The sequence below is a fragment of the Pseudoduganella buxea genome (assembly GCF_009720835.1).
GTDB lineage: Bacteria > Pseudomonadota > Gammaproteobacteria > Burkholderiales > Burkholderiaceae_D > Rugamonas > Rugamonas buxea.
Genome location: NZ_WNKZ01000019.1, coordinates 57,397 through 72,931 on the forward strand (window position 1 = coordinate 57,397; position 15,535 = coordinate 72,931).

13 protein-coding genes are annotated in these 15,535 nt (G+C 66.6%); 6 read left to right on the top strand and 7 right to left on the bottom strand.

The genetic code is table 11. The annotated features are described in order from the left end of the window. Positions 1-12: 12 nt before the first annotated feature. Together GM672_RS09310 and GM672_RS09315 are read right to left on the bottom strand one after the other, a co-directional pair. A complete protein-coding gene (locus GM672_RS09310; protein WP_155470246.1) occupies positions 13-423 on the bottom strand; it encodes a c-type cytochrome in 411 nt (136 codons plus the stop codon). Then, entirely contained in the window at positions 420-1,997 is a 1,578-nt protein-coding gene (locus GM672_RS09315) for a flavin monoamine oxidase family protein (protein ID WP_229417646.1), read from the bottom strand. Before GM672_RS09315 ends, GM672_RS09310 begins: the two co-directional genes overlap by 4 nt. 227 nt (positions 1,998-2,224) lie before the next feature. Here GM672_RS09315 and GM672_RS29540 point away from each other — a divergent pair, with 227 nt between their 5' ends. After that, positions 2,225-2,353 carry a hypothetical protein gene (locus GM672_RS29540; RefSeq protein WP_260099252.1) on the top strand — a complete coding sequence of 43 codons (129 nt, stop codon included), beginning with the start codon at positions 2,225-2,227 and terminating at the stop codon, positions 2,351-2,353. Positions 2,354-2,358: 5 nt separating this feature from the next. Here GM672_RS29540 and GM672_RS09320 read toward each other — a convergent pair whose 3' ends face one another. Together GM672_RS09320 and GM672_RS09325 are read right to left on the bottom strand one after the other, a co-directional pair. Further along, entirely contained in the window at positions 2,359-4,179 is a 1,821-nt protein-coding gene (locus GM672_RS09320) for a TnsB C-terminal domain-containing protein (RefSeq protein ID WP_155470248.1), read from the bottom strand. A gap of 188 nt (positions 4,180-4,367) precedes the next feature. Next, on the bottom strand, positions 4,368-6,590 hold the full coding sequence (locus GM672_RS09325) for a DEAD/DEAH box helicase (RefSeq protein ID WP_155470249.1): 2,223 nt from the start codon (positions 6,588-6,590) through the stop codon (positions 4,368-4,370). A 244-nt stretch (positions 6,591-6,834) separates the two neighbouring features. Between GM672_RS09325 and GM672_RS09330 the strand changes: the two genes are divergently transcribed. Next, positions 6,835-7,878 carry an alpha/beta fold hydrolase gene (locus GM672_RS09330; RefSeq protein WP_155470250.1) on the top strand — a complete coding sequence of 348 codons (1,044 nt, stop codon included), beginning with the start codon at positions 6,835-6,837 and terminating at the stop codon, positions 7,876-7,878. On the opposite strand, the gene GM672_RS09335 is transcribed toward GM672_RS09330, so the two are convergent. Then, positions 7,875-10,688 carry a bifunctional diguanylate cyclase/phosphodiesterase gene (locus tag GM672_RS09335; RefSeq protein ID WP_155470251.1) on the bottom strand — a complete coding sequence of 938 codons (2,814 nt, stop codon included), beginning with the start codon at positions 10,686-10,688 and terminating at the stop codon, positions 7,875-7,877. The two genes, GM672_RS09330 and GM672_RS09335, sit on opposite strands and share 4 nt — an antisense overlap. A gap of 228 nt (positions 10,689-10,916) precedes the next feature. Between GM672_RS09335 and GM672_RS09340 the strand changes: the two genes are divergently transcribed. The 4 genes from GM672_RS09340 to GM672_RS09355 all read left to right on the top strand — a co-directional run bounded on the left by GM672_RS09340 (position 10,917) and on the right by GM672_RS09355 (position 14,316). Further along, positions 10,917-11,615 (top strand): dienelactone hydrolase family protein, encoded by a 699-nt coding sequence (locus tag GM672_RS09340; protein ID WP_155470252.1) that lies wholly within the window; start codon positions 10,917-10,919, stop codon positions 11,613-11,615. A gap of 61 nt (positions 11,616-11,676) precedes the next feature. After that, positions 11,677-12,453 carry a transporter substrate-binding domain-containing protein gene (locus GM672_RS09345; RefSeq protein WP_170299997.1) on the top strand — a complete coding sequence of 259 codons (777 nt, stop codon included), beginning with the start codon at positions 11,677-11,679 and terminating at the stop codon, positions 12,451-12,453. Between the two features lie 162 nt (positions 12,454-12,615). Continuing rightward, the gene (locus GM672_RS09350; protein ID WP_155470254.1) at positions 12,616-13,800 is read left to right on the top strand and encodes a PQQ-dependent sugar dehydrogenase; all 1,185 of its coding nucleotides are present in this window, start codon (positions 12,616-12,618) and stop codon (positions 13,798-13,800) included. 72 nt (positions 13,801-13,872) lie between these two features. After that, complete coding sequence (locus GM672_RS09355) at positions 13,873-14,316, top strand: thioesterase family protein (protein WP_155470255.1); 444 nt, start codon at positions 13,873-13,875, stop codon at positions 14,314-14,316. Between the two features lie 15 nt (positions 14,317-14,331). Here the strand turns inward: GM672_RS09355 and GM672_RS09360 are convergent, their stop codons facing one another. Further along, entirely contained in the window at positions 14,332-14,835 is a 504-nt protein-coding gene (locus tag GM672_RS09360) for a DUF3016 domain-containing protein (RefSeq protein WP_155470256.1), read from the bottom strand. Between the two features lie 287 nt (positions 14,836-15,122). Further along, positions 15,123-15,535: IS1595 family transposase (locus tag GM672_RS09365; RefSeq protein WP_155470257.1), on the bottom strand; the 413-nt coding region annotated here is incomplete at its 5' end.

Below are 15,535 nucleotides of genomic sequence, written 5' to 3' on the forward strand. Positions count from 1 at the left end.
TTCGGTGTTTGTTCAGTGCTTGTTGGTGACCTGGCCGGCGGCGAATTTCGGCGCCTGCAATTGCGCGCGCAGCGCCGCGACCTGCTGCTCGTCCGGCGCGTCGGCCTTGTTGCCCCAGCTGGTGCGTACGTAGGCCAGCACGGCGGCCAGGTCGGCGTCGGACAGGCTGGTGGAAAAGTCCGGCATGCCGCCGCGGCCCTTCAGCAGCACCGTGGCCGGTTCCACCACGGGGCCCTGCACGAAAGCGCTGCCGGCCAGCGGTGGAAACGCGCCGGGAATGCCCTTGCCGGTGGCCTGGTGGCAGGCCGCGCAGTTCTTCTGGAAGATGGTCCTGCCGTCACTGTCGGCGGCCCATGCCGGCATGGCGGCGCCGTGTATGGCCAGCGCCGCCAGCACGGCCAGGATGGAAGGTAGGCGCTTCATGCGCTGGCCCTTTCGTGAATGCGGGCCAGCTGCTGCCAGGCCGATTCGATGGCGCCGGCCTGCCAGCCCGTCAGGTAGCTCAGGTGTTCGCCGGCCAGGAGCACGCGGCCCTCGCCTTCCAGCAGCACCGGGTAGGCCGCCTTGCGGCTTTCGTCCGTCCATTCGGCCCAGCCGCCCAGGTTGTACTGGACCCGGTGCCAGGCCACGGAGAAGGCGCTATCGAACGACTCGCGGTAGGCGGGGAAGATCTTCTCGCCCGCGGCGAGGGCGAATTCGGCCCGCTCGGCCGGCGTCAGCGCGCTCGTTTCGATGGCGGCCGTCTGGTAGTTGTAGTAGCCCAGCAGGACGCCCTTCTTCTTCTGCCAGCCCGACGACGGCAGCGAGATCGTGTTGATGCCCTTGATGTCCGTGAGGACATGGCCGCCGTAGATGTGGTCGTCCTCTTCCCAGAAGCGGCGCTTCATCTGCAGGCCGATCTTGCCGACGGGGGCGTAGGCCACGGCCTTGATGGAGCCCTTGAATTTGTCGGAAAAGTCGGTATCGATCATGCGCAGCACCGACAGGGGCAAGGTGCACAGGCAGTAATCGGCCGACACGCTATTGATCTTGTCGGTGCCGGTATCCTTGTATGTGACAGTGACGTTCTTCTCGCCGTGACGGATGGTCTGCACTTCGCTGTGATGGCGGATGAAGCGGCCCACCCGTTTTACAAAGGCCTTCGGGATCTGGTCCATGCCGCCGACAGGCTGGAACATGGTGTTCTGCATGGGGAAGTCCTGCACTGCCGTGTACACATTGCCCACGCCCGAAGCAAGCAGTTCGGACAGGCCGAGGGGATCGGACGGCATGCCCGGCCCCGGGTTCATGCCGGCACCGGGATTGACGGCGAAGCCCCGCCCCGTGCGGCCCTTGTAGCGCAACTCGCCCGCCGTCAGCTGGCCTTCATGGGCCAGGTAGTCGAGCAGCGCGCGCTGGTCGTCGGCCGACAGCTGCTTGTCCAGCAGGTGGTCCTGCACGGACTTGGCCAGCAGCTCGGCGACGTGGCCGCGCATGTCCGCCTTGATCTGGGCGGGGCGCAGGCGCTGTTTCGCCAGGGGCCCGCCGTTTTCCAGGTAGACGAAGGAGTGGTCGTTATCGTTGACCATCACTTCCAGCGGCACGTCGAACAGGCGGGTGTAGTGCAAGGTGGACTGGTGGTGCAAGGGAATGCGCCATGGGCCGTGGTTGATGTACTGGCCGTCGTCGAAGGTGCAGCGCTGCGTCTCGCCGCCCAGCTCCGTCAGCTCGAAGCCCTTGCGCGCCGTCTGGCAGCGACCGCCCGCGAAGGCCCGTGCTTCCAGCACCTGCACGCGGTAGCCCAGCTTGTTCAGTTCATACGCCGCCGTCAGGCCGGCCAGCCCCGCGCCCAGGATGAGCACCGACTTGCCCTTGCCGCTGCCGCTCAGCACCGGCGGCGCCGCCTGCGTCGAGGCGATGCCCATGCCCCAGGCGTTCATGGCGTTGAGCAGCAGGCCCGTGCCGCCCACTGCAGCCGCGCGATACAGGAAGTCGCGCCGTGTCACCGATTTCATCATTTCACTCTCCATCGAAACCCCATGTCGCTGTTGAAAATCCGTTTCACTTTCATGGAGGTACCAAGCAATCGGTATGCCACGGCACACTGCGAAAACACTCTTTTCGCACATCGGAATTAAGTCGCTTCCCGCCGTCGTGTGCGTGGCGGCAATCGAAGAAAGGCTTGTGGAATATGACGTCCTTTGCGGAAGCACTTTGTTCGGCCGGGCCGCATGCGGCAAAGTCCATGTCAGCAAACACCATCGTTCCTGGCCGCACCATGGCGATGCAGGCCGTCGCCATGGCGAAAAAAAACGCGCCCGGAGGCGCGTTGAAAAAGGGTAGGATCACCCCACCGAAGGAACTTGAGAAATGAGACCGCTAGCCGACGAGGCTCGAGACGATGCGCTCGAAGCTGGCATGCTGGCCGGCCGGCTGGGCGAGGCGTGCCGGCTCCGGCAGGTGCGCGAGTTCGGCCACGGACAGGGCCCGGTGCGCCTGGCTGCGATCGGCCACGTGGCAAAGGTGGAACTGCAGCGGCGTGGCGGGATCGAGCAGGTAGACGCAGTCGACATTGCCCGTGTCGCAGGCCACCCGCACCGTCCAGCGGCCGCGCTGGCGGGCCCGTTCGAACCAGCGTTCCTCGACGGCGCGCACGCAGCTGTAGTAGACGCCGTTCAGGCAGATGCCTTCGGCCGTCACGGTCGCTTCGTGCACCGGCAGCAACAGGCAGCGCACCAGGTCCTCCCGATACTGTTTCAGGCTCGTTCCGCGCTGCTGCATGCCCCACTCCCACAGCTGCAACGGCGCCGGCGCATCGGGCGTGGGCTGAAGATTGTGTTCGATGGCCGCGTCGATGGCCAGGCGCGTGAACTGTCCGATATCGAGCGCGCCGTCGAGCAGCCCCAGTCGCGGCGACAGGGCATCGGCCTGCAAGGGCAGCAAGGCGCAGCGGCGTTCCAGCGCGGCGCGCCATGGCAGTGTTTCACCGTCGGCCGTGCCGCTGACGCAGCGCACGCCGAAGTTGTTGCGCAGCGCGCCGCCACCGTCGGTGGGCTGCAGCACGCCCGGCACCACCAGCAGCTCGGGCAGGTGGCGGCACGGCCAGTCCAGTGCCGGCAGCGAGCGGCCGTGCCGCTGGCAGAAGCGCGGCTTGTCGGCGGCGCAGTTGGACAGCGCCATCACGGCCTGCTGCCACGACGGCGCTTCCAGGCTCGCATGCAGGCCGGCGATCATGCCGCTGAAGATGTCGGTGACGACATACAGCACCGGGCGGCCGGCCAGCCGTTCGCGGTCCGCGCGCGACACCAGCTGCATATCGGCGCGCACGGCATCGAGCCGGAACGCGGCACCGGGTTTGCCGGGCTGCGCGACGTTCGCATGCGGCGCCAGCGGCAGCGGATGCTCCGGCTGGCGCAGCACGCTGCCCTGCTCCAGCCAGTAGCCGAACTGGCCGAAGCTGGGTGCCGTCTCCGGCTCGGGGGCGCGGGCGATGCGCCCGGCCTCGTTCACATCGCGGCGGCAGAAGAAGTCGCGCAGCATGGCGTCATACAGCGCGCGGCGCGACATGCGCGTGCCCAGGTGGATGGTGGCGGCGATGCGGAAGATGCGGCGCATCGCTTCATCCACGTTTACGCCGGGCGGCGCGCCGTCCTTGCGCGGGCGGCCCCGCTTGACGCCGGCGGTGGACGCGCGCGTCTTGCCCCGCCCACCCGAATTGCAGTAATCCGGCAGCAGCGCGTTGGGCGTCTGCCCGCGCTGCCAGTAGCGGCGCAGGTAGCGGTAGATGGTGGGATGGGAAATGCCGTGGCGCGCCGTGTAGTCGGCGATCAGCTGGCCGCGCCGGCGGGCCTGGTAGATGGCAGGCTCGAAGGCCGTCAGCTCGGCGACGATCTGCCAGGCCCGTTCGCGCAATTCGATATGGCGCGGCGGCAGCAGCTCGCCATTGCCGGTGACGAGGTAGGGGTCCTCGGCCAGCCGCTGGGCGCGCCCTTCGGCCAGGTCGGCCTGCAAGGTCGACAGCCGCACAAACTCGGCCTCGCAGGCATTGCCGGCGACGTCGAACAGGTAGGCGCCGGTCCGGTCCGGATCGATCCACAGGATCCGTACGGTACGGCGCGGCGCCGCATAGTCGAGCAGGTCGTTTCGCAGCAGGTCGGCCTGGGGCTTGGCCGCCATCGTGACATCGGTACGCAGTGACATCCGTTCCTCCCTCGTGGAGAGCAAATGCAGATGTCTATGCAAATTCCGGGCCAATGGTGAAGTCGCAAAAAAACCGGTGCCTGACACCAGTTTTCGGGCAACTAGCGGGGTGGGCTAGCCATGTTGGTGCAGTGCAGCACCGTGGCCGTGCAGCGCCGTGCGGGGAGCCTGGCGCTGCACGGCGGCGATCAGCGCTTGGCTTTGGGCTTGGCGCCGGCGGGCTTCTTCGGTGGCGTGTGCTTGCTCGACTCCGGCGGCATGGCGTCGGCCAGGCTGATTTTCAGCTGCTGGCCGCCGACCCACACCTTGCCCAGGTGCTTGAAGATCTCATCGGGCATGCCATCGGGCATTTCGAGCACGGAGTGGTCGTCGAAGATCTCGATGCGGCCGATGTAGCGCGCTTCCAGGCCGCTTTCGTTGGCAATGGCGCCGACGATGTTCGACGGCGTGGCCGCGTGGTTGGCGCCCACCTCGATGCGGTACGGACGCATCGGCATATTGACCTTGTTCGGCTTCTCCTTCTTCTTCTTGGCCGGCGCTTCCTCTTCCGTCAGCGCCGATTCCACCACCGCATCCAGGGCCTTCTTCGGCTCGGCCTTGCGTTCGGCCGGCTTGCGCGCCGGTGCCGGGGCGGATGCCACCACCTCGGCAGGGGCATCGCCATCGCGGCGGATGCGCAGCATGCGGCCGGCGACGCGCACGCCCGTCAGCAGTTGCAGCGTCTCGGCCGGCAGGTCGGCCGGCATGTCCAGCACCGTGTAGTCCTCGAAGATCTCGATGCGGCCGATGAACTTGGAATCGACGCCGCCTTCGTTGGCGATGGCACCGACGATATTGCCCGGCTTGACGCCGTCTTCATAACCCACTTCGATGCGGTAGGTCGCCATGCCGGCATCCGGTTCACGGGCGATGCGCTCCTTCTTCGGCAGCGCCGGACGGTCGGCCCGTTCGGGACGCTCGGCACGCGGGCGCTCGGGGCGATCCGGACGATCAGGACGATCGAAACGATCACCGCGGTCGCCCCGGTCGGGGCGCTCGGCCCGTTCCGGACGCACGCCGTCTTCATGCCAGCCCTTCTCGGCCTTCTTGTCCAGCAGCAGGGGCGCATTGCCCCGTGCCATCATGGCCAGGGCAGCGGCGATCTCCGTGGCGGGCACATTGTGTTCCTGCTCGTACTGCTCGACCAGCTGCTGGAACGATTCCAGGCCACCCTGGGCCAGGGTTTCCGTGATCTGGTCCTTGAAGCGGGCGATGCGCACGTCGTTGACGGCCTGCAGCGACGGCAGTTCCATCTGCTTGATCGGCTGGCGCGTGGCGCGCTCGATGGACTTCAGCAAGGTGCGCTCGCGCGGCGTGATGAACAGGATCGCTTCGCCGCTGCGGCCGGCGCGGCCCGTGCGGCCGATGCGGTGGGTGTAGCTCTCCGAATCGTAGGGCACGTCGTAGTTGACGACGTGGCTGATGCGGTCCACGTCCAGGCCGCGCGCGGCGACGTCGGTGGCGACCAGGATGTCGATCTTGCCTTCCTTGAGCTGGCCGATGGTGCGTTCACGCGCGGCCTGCTGCATATCGCCATTGATGGCGGCGGCCGAGAAGCCTCTCGCCTGCAGGCGCTCGGTCAGTTCCTCGGTGCCGATCTTGGTGCGGCTGAAGATGATCATGCCGTCGAACGGCTCGGCTTCCAGGATGCGGGTCAGCGCGTCCAGCTTGTGCATGCCCGATACCAGCCAGTAGCGCTGGCGGATGTTTTCCGCCGTGCCGGTCTTGGCCGCCACCGTCACTTCGGTGGGGTCGTTCAGGTAGGTGTTGGCGATGCGACGGATCGGCGAAGGCATCGTGGCCGAGAACAGCGCCGTCTGGCGCGACTCGGGCGTCTCCTTCAGGATGCGCTCGACGTCGTCGATGAAGCCCATGCGCAGCATCTCGTCCGCTTCGTCCAGCACGAGGGTCTTCAGCTTGGACAGGTCGAGCGACCCCTTGTCCAGGTGATCGATGACGCGGCCCGGCGTGCCGACGACGACGTGCACGCCGCGGCGCAGCGCCGACAGTTGCGGGCCGTAGCTCTGGCCGCCGTAGATCGGCAGCACGTGGAAGCCCGGAATATGGGCGGCGTAGCGCTGGAAGGCCTCGGCCACCTGGATCGCCAGCTCACGCGTCGGTGCCAGCACCAGCGCCTGCGGCGAGGTCTGGCGGATATCGATGCGCGACAGGATCGGCAGCGCGAAGGCGGCCGTCTTGCCGGTGCCCGTCTGTGCCTGGCCCAGCACGTCGCGGTTGTTCAGCAGGTGGGGAATCGTGGCGGCCTGGATCGGCGACGGCTGTTCGTAGCCGACCTCCTTCAGGACCTTGATCAGCGCGGGGCTGAGATTGAGGTCGGTAAACAGAATGGGTTCCTGGGTTGTTGCAGTCATCGCGGTTCTCGCTAAAATTATCGGGAACGACGCCGGCTCATGGTGGTGCAGGTTCCCTATTGTTCGAATCGCCCCATGCGACAGAAAGGGCGTAGTTTACTCTGTTCCGGCTACAAAGGCGGAACTGTTCGTTGCAACGGGGTCGATTTCAGCGTGAAAAGCGTGGAAATGATCGCTCGAGCGAACCGGCAATGCTGTCGCTTTTGCTCTATATTTGGCACTTCGACAACCCGGAGCTCCCACCATGTACCGACTTCTCCTCGCCGCGGCCCTTGCGACCGCCGGCAGTGCCACGGCCACCGCGGCCGCCTACGGCCCGGAACTGCAGGGCTTTCGCTACCCCTACCCGCTGCAGCAGTTCCGCTTCAATTCGCAGGGCCAGACGATGAAGATGGCCTACATGGACGTCAAGCCCAAGGCCAATGCCAACGGCCAGGCCATCGTCCTCCTGCACGGCAAGAACTTCTGCGGCGCCACGTGGGAGCGCTCGATCGCGGCACTGGCGGCGGCCGGCTGGCGAGTCATCGTGCCGGACCAGATCGGGTTCTGCGCGTCGACCAAGCCGCCCCACTACCAGTACAGCTTCCAGCAGCTGTCCGAGAACACCATGGCCCTGCTGAAGAAGATCGGCGCGACCAAAGTGGCGCTGCTGGGCCACTCCACCGGCGGCATGCTAGCCACGCGCATGGCGCTGATGAATCCCCAGTCCGTATCGCACCTGGTGATGGTCAACCCCATCGGGCTGGAGGACTGGAAGGCGCTGGGCGTGCCCTACCGCAGCGTCGACCAGTGGTTCGAGCGCGAGCTGAAACTGACGGCCGACGGCGTGCGCACGTACGAGAAGAACACCTACTACATGGGCCGCTGGAAGCCGGAATACGAAAAGTGGGTGGACATGCTGGCCGGCCTGAACGCAGGGCCGGGCCACCAGATCGTGGCGTGGAACTCGGCGCTGATCTACGACATGATCTACACCCAGCCGGTGGTGCACGAGTTCCCCAACCTGAAAGTGCCGGTGACCCTGATGATCGGGGACGGCGACACCACCGCCATCGGCAGCGACATCGCGCCGCCGGAAGTGAAGGCCAAACTGGGCAACTACAAGGTGCTGGGCAAGGAGGCCGCCAGGCGCATCCCGCAGGCGCAGCTGGTGGAATTTCCGAACATGGGCCACGCGCCGCAAATGGAAGATCCGGAGCAGTTCCACAAGGCGCTGCTCCAGGCCCTGGATGGACCGAAATCCAAGGCAACGGAGCACGGCGCGAAGGCCGACGACAAGGCACCCTAACGGTACAGCGCCACCCCCAGCGGCACGGTGCCGCCCGCGGCCAGCTGGGCTTCGTTCTCGGCCAGCACGGCGCCGAAGGCGACGGCGGGCACGGGCCGGCTGAAGTAATAGCCCTGCATCTGGTGGCAGCCGTGCTCGCGCAGGAAGGACAGCTGGTCGAGCGTCTCGACGCCTTCCGAGATCACTTCCAGGTTCAGGTTCGCCGCCAGCGCGATGATGGTGGTGACGATGGCCGCGTCGTCCGGGTCCACCGTCAGGTCGCGCACGAAGGCCTGGTCGATCTTCAGCACGTCGATGGCGAAGCGCTTCAGGTGGGCCAGGCTGGAGTAACCCGTGCCGAAGTCGTCGATGGCCAGCTTCACGCCCAACCGTTTCAGTTCGTGCATGACGGTGACGGCGTGTTCGACATCGTTCATCACGAGGCTCTCCGTCAGCTCCAGTTCCAGGCAGCACGGCTCGATGCCGGCCTCGCCCAGGGTGTCGGCCACGCTGCCGACGAAACCCTGCTCGGCCATCTGGCGCGCCGACACGTTCACGGCCACGCGCAGGTTGCGGCGCCCCTCGCACTGCCACGTGCGCAGCTGCTGGCAGGCGCTGCGCAGCACCCACGCGCCCATCTGCAGGATCATGCCGGTTTCCTCGGCCAGCGGAATGAAGCGGGCCGGCGCCACCATGCCCATTTCCGGATGCTGCCAGCGGATCAGCGCTTCCATGCCGACAATGCGCCCCGTGCCGATATCGACCTGGGGCTGGTAGTACAGCACGAACTCGTGCCGTTCCAGCGCCCGCCGCAGCGCGCTTTCGATCTGCACCCGCTCGCCCAGCTGTTCGCGCATGGCACGCGTGTAGAACTTGTAGTTGTCGCCGCCCAGTTCCTTGGCGCGGAACATGGCGATATCGGCCCGCTCCATCAGCACGGTCGGTTCGGTGCCGTCGTCCGGATACACGGCCACGCCGGCGCTGGCGACGATGAACTGCTCCTTGTCATCCAGCAGGACCGGCTTGTCCAGGCTGGCCAGCACGCGCTGCAGCTGGTCGGCCGCGGGCCGGCGCACGCCTTCCTCGGGCAGCAGGATCAGGGCGAATTCGTCGCCGCCCAGCCGCGCCAGCGTGTCGACCGGCCGCACGGCGGCCTGCAGGCGCTCGGCGATCTGCTGCAGCAGCCGGTCGCCGGCCTTGTGGCCGATGCGGCTGTTGGTGAACTTGAAGCGATCCAGGTCGATCGACACTACCCACAGGCTGTGGCCGCGCGTGGCCGCCTGGGCGATGTTCTGCTGCAGCCGGTCCTGCAGCAGCGCGCGATTCGGCAGGCCGGTCAGCGCGTCGTGCGTGGCCTGGTGATGCAGCTCCGTCTCGTAGGCCTTCATCGCCGTGATGTCGTGCTGGACGGCGACGAAGTGGGTTACCTTGCCCTCCTCGTCACGCACCGGCGACACATAGGTCTCGCTCCAGAACAGGGTGCCGTCCTTGCGGTAGTAGCGCAGCACGGCGTGGCCGTCGCGCTGCTCGCGCAACGCACTGCGAATGGTCTCGGCGCCGGGCTGGTCGACATCGTCCCGGTACAGCAGGCGCGGATTGCGTCCCATCACCTCGGCCACCGTGTAGCCCGTGCTGCGCTCGAATGCGGGGTTGGCGTAGACGATCGGGTAGTCGTCCTGTGCCGCCACCATCAGGATGGCGTTGCGGCTCGATTCGATGGCCCGTTCGCGCAGGCGCAGCGCGCGGTTCGCTTCGTCCAGCTGGGCCGTGCGTTCCTGCACGCGCCAGCCGATGGCGCGGTTGCGCGTGGCCAGTGCGTGCACATAGGCCGTGCCCAGCAAGGTGGTGACGAGGCCCAGCGCCAGCGTCGACAGCGACGCCATGTGGTCCGCCACGGTGACGTCGTCGCTCATGCTGGCCACCACGTGCCAGGTGCGGCCCGCCACTTCCAGCGGTACGTCGAGCGGCGCCGGCGTGGCCGGATACAGCCATGCGAGCGGCTTGCCGATGGTGGTCAGCCCCCGCTCCGGCGGCGGCGCGTAATACACCAGCGAGGCGGGCGATCGGTTGGCATCCGTGTACACGTGCAGCCCGATGCCCTGGATGCGCTTTTCCTGCTGGTGCACGTGGTGCAGCCCGGCCGACATCAGGATCTTGCTGACCATCTCGCCGGGCAGCAGGGTAACGGCCGTCTCGCCCACCAGGGCCGCGCGGCGCGCCTGGACGTCCGGCAGCGGCGTGTTGAAGCGGTAGACCGGCATCGAGATCAGCATGCCGACGGCGGTGCGGTGCTGGGCCAGCGTGACGAGGGGACTGGCGCCCGGCCGGCCCGTGTCGTAGGCATGGGTGCGCACGGTTTCGTCGGCCGACGAGAACAGCGAGTCCAGGCCCAGCGCCGCCTCGTTGCCTGTCAGCGGCTCGATGAATTCGATGACGCGGTAACGTTCCCGGTTGCCCGCCGGGACGACGTGGCCTTCGCGAAATTCCGTTACCCGGGCGCCCGGCCGGAACTGGCCCAGCGATGCTTCCATCGCGGCCCGTTCGGACGGGCCGATGAAGCGCATGAAGGAAAAGCCCAGCACATACGGATAGCGTTCCAGCAGCGGCTTGGTGAAACGGCGGAATTCATCGCGGCTGACGCGGGGCTGGCTGACGAACAGCTGGTTGACGGCGCGCAGGCCGTCGATGGCGTTGGTGATGCCTTCCTTCAGCGCAAACTCCCGCACGTGCGCGCGCTGCGTGAACGCGAGCATGATGCGGTCCTGCTCGAGCCGGCTGACACCGGTGAACAGCAGGCCCGTCAGGACCGATCCGCAAAGCAGCGCCAGCATTGCCGCAGTCGGCAGGCGCTTCACGGACCGTCGGGGCGTATGCTTGTCGGAAATTTGTGCCTCCCTGACAAACGATGGTTCGACAATGGTTCGGAAACCAAGGGTAGCATGGTTTAAGGCGGCCGCCGCACGGGACGAACCCAGCCTGTCAACCCCGACAGTGGCGCGCCATGTCCTTCCGTGCTGGCCTATACTTTCGACCCTCAACCCGCATCACAAGGAGAAGAAATGGACAGCAATTCCCGCTGGATCGACGTGCAAGGCGACGACGGCACCTTCCAGGGCTACCTGGCACTGCCCCGCACCGGCAGTGGCCCGGGCATCGTCCTGATACAGGAGATTTTCGGCGTCAACGCTCACATCCGCGCCGTCGCCGAGCAATACGCGGCCGACGGCTACGTGGTACTGGCGCCGGACCTGTTCTGGCGCCAGGGCGCCCATATCGAACTGGGCTACGACGACGGCGACTGGAAGAAGGCCGTGGCCCTGAAAGGCGCCACCGATACGGCCAAGGCCGTGGCCGACGTGGCTGCCGCCGTGCGGACCTTGCGCGCCTTGCCGGGCGTGGGCCCGAAGGTGGCCTCGATCGGCTACTGCTTCGGCGGCCTGCTGTCTTACCTGACGGCGGCCAACGGCACGGTCGACGCGGCCATCGCCTATTACGGCGGCGGCATCCAGAACCAGCTGGACCGTGCCGACGACGTCGCCATCCCCCTGCTGTTGCACTTCGGCGGCAAGGACAGCCATATCCCCCAGGATGCCGTGAAAAGCATCGCCGAACGCTTCGGCGACCGCGACAACGTGGAGATCCATATCTACCCGGATGCGGAACACGGATTCAACTGCTCGCACCGGGCCAGCTACCACCAGCGCTCCGCAGTCGAGGCCCATGGCCACAGCCTGCTGTTCCTAAGCGAAAACGCCTGATGTCGGCCATGCTGCGCAATTTCTGCGCAGCAAAGGGGCTCTCCGCTAAAATGAGCGGATGATGCGACTGTCCAACGTGATCCGTTCCGGTGCCCTGGCGGCGAGCCTGCTGGCCGCCGCCGGCGCGCCGGCGGCGCCCTTGCGCGTGGGCGGCTTCGTGGTCGCGCCGCTGATCATGGGCACGCCCGATGCGCCGCTGCACGGGGCCCTGCGTGACTTCATGGACCGCACGGTAGCGCCCCGCGGCGTGCCGCTGCAGTGGATGCCGCCCACGTCGCTGCGCCGCGCCACGGAAAGCCTGCGCAACGGTACGCTCGACGTGCTGCTGCTCACTTCCGGCGCCACCGACCGGGGTCCCGGCATCGGCACCTTCAAATGGACGTACCTGCGCACTCGCCCGCAGCTGGCGCTGCGCCACGATGCGCCGCTGCGCGAGGTACCGGACGTGGCGCGCCTGGCCGGCCTGCGCATCGGCTGGGTCGACGGCTCGCCGCTGCCGCCCGGCCTGGAAGGGGTCGATATCGACTGGCAGCTGCTGGCCGTGACGGACTGGCAGGCCGCCAATCTGCGCAAGCTGCAGGCGCGGCGGGTCGACGCCGTCTTTTTCGAGAACGAATACTCGCCCCGCTATTACGCCCGCACCACGGGGGTCGCTATCCGCCTGGTGCGCCTGCCGGTGGCGGCCGGCTCGTTCTTCATGGCCTATTCGCTGCGCTCGGACCCGGACGATATCGCCCGCTTCGACCGTATCGCCGGCGCTGCTTTTGCCGGCAAGAATTTCAGCACTTTCCTGGACCGCTATGTCGAACGGGCGCCACGGATCAGATCGAGCCGCTGACTGCGCTGCTGAGTGAACAGGCGTACGGTGCGTGCCGCCGCTTCCTGCCATAATCGGTCATCCGGTCTGCGGCCCCGACAGCAAAAAGGGCTCCTCGACGCCAGTACCGGACCGGACCGCGCCGGTCTTCGACAGGTGCGGTCCAACTTGGTGGAGGCTTCCATGCGTGTATTGATGCCGGCGATCGCTGTGCTGTTGCTTGCTTCCTGTGGGGGTGGCGGCAGTGACGTTGTTTCACCGCCCCCTGCCGTTCCGCCCACGCTGCCACCTGCCCCGCCACCCACGCCCTTTGCCGTCACCCTGCGCGAAGTGGCGACAAACCTCGACCAGCCCGTGCTGCTGACGGCACCCGCGGGCGACGCGCGCCAGTTCATCGCCGAACGCACGGGCCGCATCCGCATCCTGGCCGACGGCGCGCTGCGGGCCAGGCCGTTCCTGGACGTGTCGGCCCGCGTGTCCACGGCCGGCGAAGGGGGCCTGCTGGGCCTGGCATTCCACCCCCGTTATGCGCAAAACGGCAGCTTCTTTATCTATTCCGTCGACACGGCAGGCAATATCGCCATCGACCGCGGCACGGTGTCGGCCGACGCCAATGTTGCCGACCCGCAGAGCTTGCGCCGCGTGATCACGATCCCCCACCCGGGCTTTACCAACCATTACGGTGGCATGCTGGCCTTCGGCCCGGACGGCTACTTGTACGTTGCCACGGGCGACGGCGGCGGGGCCGGCGACCCGAACGGCAACAGCCAGAATCCCCTGTCGCTATTGGGAAAGATGCTGCGCCTCGACGTGGCCACCGAACCGTATGCGATTCCGCCGGATAATCCGTGGATCGCCCTGTCCAGCCGGCGCGGCGAGATCTGGGCGCTGGGCTTGCGCAACCCGTGGCGTTTCGCCTTCGACGGGGGCCAGTTGTATATCGCCGACGTGGGCCAGAACGCGCGGGAGGAAGTCGATATCGCTCCCGCCACGCAGGCCGTCGACAACTACGGGTGGAATGTGATGGAGGGCAGCCGTTGCTACGCCAACGCCAATTGCAGCACGCAAGGCCTGGTGCTGCCCCGCTTCGAATACGAGCACGGCAGCAACGGCACCAACGGCTGCTCGATCACGGGCGGCTTCGTCTACCGGGGCAGCGCGCTGCCGGAACTGGCCGGGCGCTACCTGTATTCGGATTACTGCAAGGGCTTCCTGAAAAGCTTCCTGTATGCGGACGGCCGCGTCAGCGACGAGCGTGACTGGAACATCGCCAATGTAGGCAATGTGCAGTCCTTCGGCCAGGATGGCCAGGGCGAGCTGTACCTGCTGTCGGCCAGCGGCAGCGTATTTCGCATCGTGCGGCGCTGACGGATCGCTGGCGCATGGCGTCGCTGCGGCTACAATGGTCTTTTATCAGCCGGCGCCACAGCGCCCCCGACCATGGCCAGACTCAAGCTTGAATTCCCCGAGGACCAGTTCTGCTTCTCGACCCAGCTGACGGTGCGCGTCACCGACATCAATGCCGCCAACCACCTGGGCAACGACTCGATGATCTCGATGATCTCGGAAGCGCGGGCCCGTTTCCTGTTCGACCTGGGCGTGCGCGAAACAGAGGGCGACGGCACCGGCATCATCGTCACGGACCTGGCCACGACCTACCGCGCCGAAGCCCATGCGCGCGACCAGCTCGTGTTCGAAGTGGGCGTGATGGACTTCAATAAATACGGCGGCGACATCACCTTCCGCGTGACGCGTCCGGCCGACCAGACCCTGGTGGCAATGGCCAAGTCCGGTTTCGTGTTCTACAACTACCGGCACAGCGAGGTGGTGCCGATGCCCGACGAGTTCCGCGCCAAGTTCCCCCGCGTGAACTGGCTGGACTAGCCGGGCCTCGCCGCCTTACCGGCGGCTGACCTGGCTGCCCACGACGGATTTCTGGAACCAGTCGTCGATCATCTGCTTCTCATAGCGCAGTGCGTCGTTCGAAAAATACCGGTTCATGCGCTGCTGGTACATCATGTTCGACACCTCGTCGGTGCCGCTGCGCAGGACCTGGCCGTTCTGCTCCAGGGTGTATTGCACCGTCATGTGGGGCCAGTCGGCGCCGCCGCGCATGATGCGGATTTCGTCGACGGCCCAGCGGCGCGGCTCCAGCCGGCCGGCCAGATCGAAATCGGTGACGGTGATCTTCAAGTCCTGGCCCGGCGGCAGGGCCTTGCCCAGGCTCGCGAAATGGGCCGTCAGGTCCTTCAGGATCTGGTCGCGATCCCGCTCCGAGCGGGGCATGTCGATGAAATCGTCCGGCTTGACGAACTGCACCGTCACGTCCGCCGCCGCGGCACCCATGACGGCCAGCAGTGCCACGGCCAGCACCGTGCGCCTCAGGAGTTTGTGCGTTTGCATGATGGTTTCCCCCATTTTTGACAAGAACAATATACTCCGATCGCGCGCGCGGATCGTTTCCGCTGTCACGATGTTGTAACAAGTCGCAACTAAGATTTCGGCATTCTCATCCATACACGAAAGCACCGGTTCCGCGCCTTGCCGCGACGTTGCCGGGATGAGCGCACCACCGTGTCCTGATGCGTCGGTCTCACTGCCGTCGCTGATCCTTTGCCGCAGGCAGCTCGCGCCGCCTGCGGTTTTTTTTGGCGCTGTCACCCGGTCGCAGTGAACTATCCACTCAGCATTCAACTTCCTGCCGGGAATAATGCAGCCCGTAAAAATTGCTGCGGCGTGCTCAGGTGACGACAGTCGAGCCCGTGTATCCAGCCCAGGTAGTGGGGCAGGTAGCGGCTCGCCACGCCGTGGAAGCGGATCAGCCAGCTCTTGAACACGGCGTGATACCGGTTCACGTTCTGGACATGGATTTCCCCCAGCGCCCGCTCGCCCTGGCGCAGATTGACGGCCCGGTGTGCGATGCCGTGATCTTTCGCAAACTCCCGATAGGCTGTCGCCGCATCGGTGGCCAGCAGCACGGCCTTGTCCAGCACGGGTAACAAATGCTGCTGCAACTGCGCCACCGTGACGGGCCCGCGCCCCGGGACGAAATCGCAAGTGCGGCCTTGCCGGTCGCGCGCCACCAGGATGCAGTCCAGTTCGC